At 65.8% G+C, this 8583-nt stretch carries 5 protein-coding genes; 1 reads left to right on the top strand and 4 read right to left on the bottom strand.

What is annotated here, in order from left to right; translation table 11 throughout:
* The coding region (locus FHD68_RS15910; protein WP_167550421.1) for a response regulator at positions 1 to 2591 on the bottom strand (2591 nt) is incomplete at its 3' end.
* A complete protein-coding gene (locus FHD68_RS15905) occupies positions 2588 to 2959 on the bottom strand; it encodes a hypothetical protein (protein ID WP_127898952.1) in 372 nt (123 codons plus the stop codon). The genes FHD68_RS15910 and FHD68_RS15905, both read right to left, overlap by 4 nt.
* A 907-nt stretch (positions 2960 to 3866) precedes the next feature.
* Here FHD68_RS15905 and FHD68_RS15900 point away from each other — a divergent pair.
* The gene (locus tag FHD68_RS15900) at positions 3867 to 4892 is read left to right on the top strand and encodes a tartrate dehydrogenase (RefSeq protein ID WP_127898953.1); all 1026 of its coding nucleotides are present in this window, start codon (positions 3867 to 3869) and stop codon (positions 4890 to 4892) included.
* A gap of 1412 nt (positions 4893 to 6304) precedes the next feature.
* On the opposite strand, the gene FHD68_RS15895 is transcribed toward FHD68_RS15900, so the two are convergent.
* Together FHD68_RS15895 and FHD68_RS15890 are read right to left on the bottom strand one after the other, a co-directional pair.
* The gene (locus tag FHD68_RS15895) at positions 6305 to 7306 is read right to left on the bottom strand and encodes a TerC family protein (protein WP_045983577.1); all 1002 of its coding nucleotides are present in this window, start codon (positions 7304 to 7306) and stop codon (positions 6305 to 6307) included.
* Between the two features lie 200 nt (positions 7307 to 7506).
* Positions 7507 to 8583, bottom strand: a 1077-nt coding sequence (locus FHD68_RS15890) for a methyl-accepting chemotaxis protein (protein ID WP_139086199.1), incomplete at its 5' end; no start/stop codon positions are given.

Genomic DNA, 8583 nt, shown 5'->3' with positions numbered 1-8583 from the left:
GGGGTGGGCGGCGACGCGGCCGCGTGGGACGTGCCCGCCGCCGCCGTCAGGCTGTCGGCGGCGGCGATCGCTGCAGCCAGCGGGCCGGACAGCTGCGCCAACAGCGCGTCGATGCCGGTCGTGTCATCGGCCTGCAGAAACGCCTCGATCTGCCTGGCAAGGGCCGCGATCCGGGGCAGCTCCAGCGAGGCCGCGACCCCCTTCAGGGTATGGGCGGCGCGATGCGCGTCCTGGCGTCGTCCGTCGGCGATCAGCTGTGCGATCTGCGCGACAGCATCGCGGTTCCCTTCGGCAAAGGACAGGATCAGGCGGCGCAGCAGCGGCCGCTTGCCGTTCACCCGCGCCAGCGCGGCGGGGATGTCGAAGGGCGGCAGGTGGTCGGGCAGGTCCGCGGCGCCAACCCCCTCGGCCCGCGGGGCCGGGGCGGCGGCGGTGGGCACGATCCGCATGTGCCGTGCCAGCACCGCGATCAGGCGCGCGGGATCGACGGGCTTGGTCACGTGATCGCACATCCCCGCCTGCATGCAGGCGCGGCGTTCGTCGTCATAGGCATGCGCGGTCAGCGCGATGATGGGCAGGGCCTCGGCCGTGTGCGTCAGGCGGATCTGCCGCGTGGCGGTCAGCCCGTCCATCTCCGGCATCTGCATGTCCATCAGCACGGCGGCATAGCCCGCCGCACCGGCCTCGACCATCCGGCAGGCGACAAGCCCGTTCTCGGCGCAATCGACCAGCAGGCCCGCATCGCCCAAAAGCGCGACCGCGATCTCCTGGTTGATCGGATTGTCCTCGACCAGCAGCACGCGTTGACCGCGCATCGCCTCGGGCAGCACGGGGGCGGCGGGCAGGTCGGGCGCGACCTTGGGGACATGGCGTTCGGCCAGCCCGGGCAGCTGCTTGAGCGCATCCAGCAGGTTGCGCGCGTTGATGGGCTTGGCCAGGAACAGGTCGATCGTCTCTCCGCCGGCCTCGGCCATGACGGCGTCGACGCCGTGCGCGGTCATCACCATCGTGGCGGGCATCCGCCGTAGATCCACCCGCCGCAGCGCGCGCAGCGTCTGCAGCCCGTCCAGATCGGGCATCTTCCAGTCCAGGATCACCAGGTCATAGGGATGCCCCCGCTGATCCGCCGCCTGCACCATGTCCAGCGCCGCGCGGCCCGAGGGCGCCAGGATCACCCGGATCTGCCAGCGGGCAAAGATCGCCTCCAGCATCTTCAGCGCGATGGGGCTGTCATCCGCGATCAGGATGCGCAGGGCGCGGATCGCGCTGCAGGGCAGGATCGCCTCGGCGGCGTCCACCTGTCCGATCCCCAGGCACAGCGAGAAGGTGAACCGGCTGCCCTGCCCCGGCACGCTCTCCGCGCGGATCCAGCCGTCCATCTGCTGGACGATCTGCTTGCAGATCGCCAGCCCCAGCCCCGTCCCCCCGAACCGCCGCGTGGTCGAGCTGTCGGCCTGCGTGAACGGCGTGAACAGCCGGCCTACCTGGTCGGGCGTCATGCCGATGCCGCAATCGCTGACCGAGATCTCGACCCGGGCCTGGTCGTCCTGCCGTTCGACCAGGCGGGCGGTCAGCACGATCTCCCCATCCTCGCTGAACTTGGTGGCGTTGCTCAACAGGTTCAGCAGCACCTGGTTCAGGCGCAGCTCGTCCCCGACCAGCATCTCGGGCAGGCGTTCGTCAATCTCCTGGCGCAAGGTCAGGCGGCGGGCGGCCATGGTGTCGGCCACCATCTGGACCTGGCATGACATCGCCGAGCGCAGGTCGAAGGGCCGCGCCTCAAGGGTCAGCGCCCCCGCCTCGTTCTTGGAAAAGTCCAGCAGGTCGTTGATCAGACGCAACAGGACGCCCCCCGCGGTGCTGATCCGGCTGACATGCTCGCGCTGGCGCGGTTCCAGCGTGGTTCGCTGGACCAGGTGGCAAAAGCCCAGGATGGCGTTGATGGGGGTGCGGATCTCGTGGCTCATGTTGGCCAGAAACATGCTCTTTGTGCGGTTCGCCTCCTCGGCTTCGCGGGTGCGTTCCTCCAGCGCGGCGCTTTTTGCCACGATCTCGTCGCTCATTTTGCCGATGCGGTCGAAGGACTGGACGACCTTGTCGCTGACCCAGACCAGAACAGCGGTCTGAAACGCCACGATGGCCCCGTGCAGCAGCACCCGCGCCACGTCGCCGTCGGTCGAGAACACGGCATTCGGCAGCAGATAGAACAGCACCAGATGATGCACGGTGATCGCTGCCGCCGACATGATCAGGGCCGACCGGTCGAACCATGCCAGGTTCAGCGCCAGCACGGCATAGAAGTACATGTGCATGTCCATCTGCCAGGCGTGCCCCTCGAACGCCAGCAGGAACAGCGCAGGCTCGCCCACCAGGGCCACGGCGGCGATGTTGCGCGTCACCGGCCGGGTGCGGCGCAGCCTCCACAGCAGGTGGTAAAGCGCGGCAAGCCCCCCGCCCAGCGCCATCGCCGTAAGCGGTGACATGCTGCCCACCCACGCCGCGGCCAGGCCGATCACCGGGACATGCGCCCAGAACAGCGTGACCAGCATCCGGCCATAGCGCGCCCGCAGCGCGTTCAGTTCGACGTTCATCGTGCCCCCTCCGCGTCCGACGCGACGCATCCCAAAGATCCCGGCGCGGGCAGCACCAGCCATGCACCCCGCTGGCGGACGCGGTCCTCGAACCCCTCGTCGCCCGACAGCACGATCGACAGGCCAGGCAGCGCGCCAAAGGCGATCACCCCGCCCCCGGCGGCATGGACCAGGTCCAGAACCTGCGCCCGATGCAGGCCGGGACGGGTCATGACAAGGAACTGTCCCGGCGCGCCCGGGCGGGTCAATGCATGGCCCGCTAGCGCGACCAGCCCCGCCAGCGCCAGCGCCAGCGCCGGCAAAAGCGCGCCCAACGCACCCCCCTCGGTTTCGGGCGCCGTCATGTCGGCACCGGTTCCAGATGTCACGATGTGCTCCTGCCCTATCCTTGAAGTGCACAATATCCCGCAACGCGTCGTCCGTCCGCAGACCGGTCGAATGCAAGAATGTCCAAAACGATGCGGTTCATACGGAACCACCGGCGTCACCGTGCACCCACGGGGGGTCCGGGGGCGCGCAGCCCCCGGCCACCGCGGGACGCAATCCGCGTGCAACGGCCTTCGCAGACGGGCCGTCGAACCCCGTCCCCGCCCGGCGCTGCCATGGCTGCCTAAAAATCATGGGACCAACCCGATCAGTCGCCCCGCACGCGTGTATTTCCCTATTCTGAGATGGGGCAGTGGCGGCAGGCCAGTCGATCGTCGCTGCATCTTGACGTCTGTGATCTCAAAAGCATCGCCCACCCGCGGGGTCGTGTGATCGACCGGCCCTCGCTTCCTGCGTGCTGCTCGTGCCCCGTACTCCCTCCACCGGATACCATAAGTGACAGTGCTGCCCCGCCCATCGCTTTCCGTGACGATGACTGCGGAATCCACGCGCGGTGCTCCGCTTAGGCGGTGGTCGGGCAATCAAGGATGTACAGCCCCGGACATCTCCGCGTCCCAGGCATTCCGGTCGAATGCGGCGCCTGACTGGCACTTCATCTGGAAGAGGGCTTTCGACGCCGTGCAGCTTTGACAACGCGGGTCAGGCCATGGACCTGTCGGCCTATCCGACCTAGGGTCCCTGCGCCGGCACGTTACACGCGCCCCGTCACCGGCCATGCGGCGGCTCCGGACAGGCACGGTCCGGATCAACCGCCATGGTCGCTGGTGCGATCATGCCCTGCCGGTCGGGACTGCGGGTAACTGGGCATCGGCAGCGATCCGGGCTGCACGGCCTGTCGCGAACGTGGCCAACACAAGACCGTGTTGAATGAAATCTGAGGAGCCTTCCATGACCCACCGCATCGCCCTGATCCCCGGAGACGGCATCGGCATTCCCGTGACCGAGGCCGCCCTGCGCGTCATGGAGGCCAGCGGCGCCGACATCGCGACCGAGAGCTTTCCCTGGTCCTGCGATCATTACCTGCAGCACGGCCGCATGATGCCCGAGGACGGGATCGAGACCTTGCGCGGCTTCGACGCCATCTTCCTGGGCGCGGTCGGCTGGCCCGCCCGCGTGCCAGATGCCGTGTCGCTGCACGGGCTGCTGCTGCCCATCCGCAAGGCCTTCGTCCAATACGCCAACATCCGCCCGCACCGGCTGCTGCCCGGCGTCGAGGGTCCGCTGAAGACCCGCGATTTCGACATCCTCTGCATCCGCGAGAACACCGAAGGCGAATATTCCGGCGCTGGCGGCCGCGTCCACCAGGGCACCCTGGACGAAGTCGCGGTCGAGACCTCGATCTTCACCCGCACGGGCGTTGAACGCATCCTGCGCTTCGGCTTCGAACAGGCGCAGGCGCGGCGGGGCAAGCTGGCCTCGGTCACCAAGTCGAACGCACAGCGCCACAGCATGGTCTTCTGGGACGAGGTCACCGACGAACTGGCCGCCGAATACCCGGACGTCGCTGTCACCCGCTACCACATCGACGCAATGTGCGCGCGGATGGTCATGGCCCCCGAGAGCCTGGACGTGGTCGTGGCCTCGAACCTCTTCGGCGACATCCTGACCGATCTGGGCGCGGCCATCCAGGGGGGCCTGGGCTTTGCGGCCTCGGCCAACATCGACCCGACGCGCCGCAACCCGTCGATGTTTGAACCGGTCCACGGCTCGGCCCCCGACATCGCGGATCAGGGCATCGCCAACCCGATGGCGGCGTTCTGGTCGGCGGCGATGATGCTGGACCACCTGGGCCAGACGGCCCCCGCCGCCCGCATCATGGCCGCACTGGAGGCCGCCACCGCCCGCGGCATCGGCACCCACCCGGGCCGCGACACCACCGACGCCATCACCACTGCCGTTCTGGCGCAGCTGTAAGGACTGCACCGACCCGCGCTCCCCGTCGGTCTCTACCGACCCAAACCCGGCGCTCCGGCGAGCGCTGACAGATGCGTGGGTCGGTGCCGATACCAGCGCCACAGAAGGTCCTGACCTTGCACCGAGCATTCCTTGGGCACAGTCGCGGTTATCGAACCGTCCATGGTTGAACGACGATGACTGGTGCCGCCCGTGCCAGCAGTCGCATATTTATGCAACTCACCGTTCTGCAGAGGCTTTCGCAAGACATTGTACCGGTAATTCCTAGGCGCCCTGCGCGGATTCTGGCGCTGCAGAAGAGCAAGTCATCATCTGAATTCCGGGTCTGGATTGCTGTTGATGCTAATCTCACGCCTTGGTTCGCTGAGGTGACCCATCGACGGATAGCCAGTTCCGTCCAGCCACGGTACTACGGCTAAGCGCGGATTCACAGTAGGACCGTTGACCAACGTGATGATCGACAAGATTGCTCCGGTCGTGCGTCGATAATGTTGGACAGTATGCTGCCCTGACAAACGGACATTATGGCAGTTGTAATTGTGCTTTTGGTGAAACGACGGAACACGACGTCCGGCGTCGTCGCACGTCGTGACAAACCTGCCAGAGGGCCTTGCCGTCATTCGGGCCGACAGTATGCAGCCAATAAACCGCCTTCGTCGGATTGACCTGTGTAAAGGCACGGTGGTGAACGATCAACGGATGCCTTCATTCCTACGCCTCTCGGCGGAGAAAGCATCCACGTTCTTGTCGAGGCGAGACTAATCAGTTGCACGGAGACCATGGCAGCGTAGCCGTCCTAACGACGCTACATGCATGCATATCACTTTTTTGGATAGCATGCTCTGTAGGCCTAACCAGCAAATTTCTGCATGGTCCGCGCGTTCCTCCCCTCCCCCGCAAAACCGACAGAAGGGCCGAATTTATAAAAAGCGGAACAGGAAAAAGCACCGCTGGAAACGTGTCTTATCCCATGATGCCGTCACCGGTTATCATAGAATTGTGCCGCAGCATCCATATTCACCCCGCGGTCTTGCTGGCGTCCAGCTACGGAATCGCGAGAGGACACTGACTTGTCGGAACTCGGATGTCGCCCGATAGCGTCACGAGTACGACTTACTTTGACGCCGAGAATGAAGCCTGGACCAGGGACGAAGCCGATCATCATGCTCGGAACCGATGCGACCGATTAAAGGCGATCTGAAATTACTGCCTAATGACGGCGGGATGAAATTTTTTCCCGGCTCGGTAATCTTGACGATTAGACTACATGGTACGATCACCCATGCGCGCCTTCTCTGCGTCCAAGACAGGTCACTGTGCGCGTTCGGAATGTTTCGTCATCACGCTATGGGAACAGCGGAACTTGCGCCGGCGGCCTTTCGGGCGCCGACGCGAAAAGCAGATGGTCCGGGTCAGTTCCGGTTCTCGCCGAAGGGCAGCGGTTCGGGAGACTGGCCGCGGGTCTTGGCCAGCGACACGACCACGCCCACCGTCAGGATGAAGAACGTGATCCCAAGCGACCAGGACGGCGGGAACTTCTCCCAGCCCATCAGGTCCGCGATGAAGATCTTGGAACCGATGAAGATCAGCAGGATCGACAGCGCGTATTTCAGATAGGCGAAGCGGTGCAGGATCGCGGCCAACGCGAAGTAAAGCGCCCGCAGGCCCAGGATCGCGAAGATGTTCGAGGTGTAGACCAGGTACGGGTCCGTGGTGATGGTGAACACCGCGGGAACCGAGTCGACGGCAAAGACAAGGTCCGCGATCTCGATCACGATCAGCGCCAGCAGCAGGGGCGTGGCCCAGCGGACCAGCTTGCCGGTCTTGGGATCAGGAATCTTGACCGTGAAGGCATGGCCGTGAAGCTCGTCCGTGACGCGCATGCGGCGGCGCAGCCAGTTCAGCGCCTTGTTGTCGGCCATGTCCGTGTGATCGTCGCTGGCAAACAGCATCTTGATGCCGGTGAAGATCAGGAAGGCCGCGAACAGGTACAGGACCCAGTGATAGTTCTCGACGATGGTCGCGCCCAGGCCGATCATGATGCCGCGCAGCAGGATCACTCCCAAGATGCCCCAGAACAGCACGCGGTGCTGGTATTCGCGCGGAATCGCGAAAAAGCTGAAGATCAGCGCGATGACGAAGATGTTGTCCATCGCCAATGTCTTCTCAACGATGAAGGCGGTCAGGTACTGCGCCGTGGCCTCCCCGCCCATCGTCCAGTAGATGAAGCCCGAAAAGGCGATGCCCAAGGTGATGTACATGGCCGACAGCTTGAGGCTTTCGGCGATCCCGATCTCATGGTCGTCCTTGTTCAGGACCCCCAGGTCGAATACCAGCAGGGCGATGACCAGCCCCATGAAAAGCAGCCACATCCAGATGGGCTTGCCCAAGAATTCGCTTAGAAGAAGTTCCACGATGCCCTCGCAAGACTGAAAATGTGCGGGGCAAGGGACGACGGAAGGGCCACCGATGCACCGAGCACGCTCGATGCGGTCCGACATCGCAGCCGATCGTGACGATCATGCTGCCAGAGGGGCCCGGTCCGCAGGGCGGCGTGTACCACGAATTGGCCGCCCGCACAAGCATGCGCTTATGCGGGCGGCGTCGCGCGGCATTAGAACTCCAGCATCTGCCCTCGACCGGCCGGGGCCGCGACCCGGATCGGACGCGCCTCGACCGCAAAGTCCGGTGCAAGCGACGGGCGTTGGGCGGGCGGTGCCTGATCGGTCACGGTGAACGCCCCCATCTCGGTCGACAGGACCTGGGCCTGCTGGCGCAGCGACATGGACGCCGCCGTCGCCTGTTCTGCCACCGCGGCATTCTGCTGGGTCACCTGGTCCAGCTGGTTCACGCCGCTGTTGATCTCGGACAGGCCGATGGACTGTTCGGCGGTGGCCAGGGCGATGGCCGCGATCTGTTCGGACACGTCCGACGCCTTCTGCAGGATGACCCCCAGGCTGTCGCCCGTCCGGCCCACAAGATCGGACCCGGTCCTGACCTGCGCCGCGCTCTGCGAGATCAGGCCACGCACCTCGCGCGCGGATTCCGCCGCGCGCTGCGCAAGGCCCCGCACCTCGGAGGCCACAACCGCAAAGCCGCGACCCGCCTCTCCGGCACGAGCGGCCTCGACGCCCGCGTTCAGGGCCAGCAGGTTGGTCTGGAACGCGATGTCGTCGATGACGCCGATGATGCGGGTGATCTGTTCCGACGACCGCTGGATGCCCTGCATGGCGGTGACCGCATCGGCCACGACGGCCGCGCTGGTCCGGGCGATGTCGCGGTTCTGGCCGCTGGCGCGCTCCGCCTCTCGGGCGCGTTCGGCGGTCTGGCGCAGGCTCTCGTTCATCTGGTTCAGGGCCGCGGCGGACTGTTCCAGCGTGGCGGCTTGGGTCTCGGCGCGGCTGGACAGCTCTCCGGCGGCCATGTTGATCTCGTCCGCGCCGCCGCGCACCTGGTTGGCGACGTCGGTGATGCGTCGGATCGTGTCCGACAGGCCGCCAACGACACCGTTGAACGCCAAGCGCAGCGAATCATAGCCCTGCGGAAAGGGATCATGCGCGGGGCTGGCGATCTGATGCGTCATATCGCCAGCCGCCAGCCGGTCCAGCCCGGTGCCGATCTCGCGCACGACGCGGGCCTGACGCTCGGCCTCGGCGCGGGCGTCGCGGTCGCGGGCGTCGCGCGCGGCCTC

Origin of the sequence: Paracoccus marcusii (genome assembly GCF_006151785.1) — a bacterium.
Classification (GTDB): Bacteria; Pseudomonadota; Alphaproteobacteria; order Rhodobacterales; family Rhodobacteraceae; genus Paracoccus; species Paracoccus marcusii.
The sequence above is the reverse complement of the archived record's forward strand: the minus strand, read 5'-3'. Positions and strand labels throughout refer to the sequence as shown.

Coding starts and splice junctions, on each gene's coding strand:
- FHD68_RS15900 (WP_127898953.1), top strand. CDS start 3,867: ATGACCCACCGCATCGCCCTGATCCCCGGAGACGGCATCGGCATTCCC.